Here is a 1304-nt window from a genome sequence, read left to right on the forward strand (position 1 = left end):
ATTTTTGACACGACGCTGTTAAATTTAAACTTTTGTTTATATTTGTAACGGCTTGGTGCTGAATTTGCCACCTGAAAACAAGCCGTGGAACGTTAGCGGTAATTTTACCAAACAGAATGTTGAACATAAAAAAATATAATCCGATGAAGCTATAAGTAACTGTCCAAAATATATAAACTTAAACCTTTTCATTGCTTTCAAAAAGTAATGGAATTTTCTATTATTAACTTTTAAAAATTAGAAAAAATGACACAGTTACAAATGATTAACAAAACAAAATCTATAGCTCAACAAGACGAAAATATTTCCGCTGTTTTTATGTATGGTTCATTTACCAAAAACGAAGGAGACAAATATTCTGACATCGAATTTTACATCTTTGTAAAAAATAAAGAAAATTTCTCAGCAGAAAAATGGGTAAATCAAATTCATCCTGTGGCTTTATATTTTATAAATGAATATGGAACCGAAGTTGCTATTTTTGAGAATTTGGTCAGAGGAGAATTTCATTTTTTAAAAACAGAGGAAATTGAAATTATCAAATCTTGGGACGGAATAGTTACATTTAGCGATTTTGACCAAATGAACCTAATCGACAAAGACGGACATTTAACGAAAACGCTTAATCAAATCAAAACGAAATCGCCCGAAAGAATAACAAATGAAAACATCTTGTGGTTAAGTCAATCATTACTGAATGTTGTACTGACAACAAGTAACTTAATTAAGAGAGAGGAATTTGCTCACGCTCATCATAGTTTATCAAACGTTCAGAAATATTTGCTCTGGCTTATTAGAGCAAGAATAAACAAAACCCAACATTGGGAAAGTCCGACTAAAAGTCTTGAAAAGGATATTGATATGACTTGGTATTCTGCGTATAAAACAATAACATCGGATTTAAATCCTAAAAACATAATTTTAGCTTTTGAAAACTCATTAAATTTATCGGAGAAACTATTTGACGAACTAAATATTGAAACAAAACTGAACGAAATCCTACACGAAATAAGAAAAAACTACCGCTAACAAGGTATTGCCAAAAGCGGGGCTAAAGAGCTAAATTCAAGGTTCTGCCCTACTATTCCGCCAAAAACGAATTTTATTCGTTTTTTTTCTTAAATTTATCTCATAAAAATTCGTTTTGGCTCGCCTCGGTGCAAAATCGAAACTTATCGCTTCGATTTCCCCGCCTTCGGCAATACCCAAAACGTTGGCAGAAACCTTTAAAAAACATAACGTATGAGAAAAAGCATTTTATTAAAAATAATATTTTTTTTATTTACAATTACGATATTCATAAA

The 1304-nt window shown here is 30.8% G+C and carries 1 protein-coding gene; it reads left to right on the forward strand.

Annotated features, from left to right (window positions below; translation table 11 throughout):
- Positions 1 to 246 precede the first annotated feature (246 nt).
- On the forward strand, positions 247 to 1029 hold the full coding sequence (gene lnu(H), locus BP92_RS0113750) for a lincosamide nucleotidyltransferase Lnu(H) (protein WP_026726551.1): 783 nt from the start codon (positions 247 to 249) through the stop codon (positions 1027 to 1029).
- Positions 1030 to 1304 lie beyond the last annotated feature (275 nt).

Source organism: Flavobacterium sasangense DSM 21067 (genome assembly GCF_000686885.1).
Taxonomy (GTDB): Bacteria; Bacteroidota; Bacteroidia; order Flavobacteriales; family Flavobacteriaceae; genus Flavobacterium; species Flavobacterium sasangense.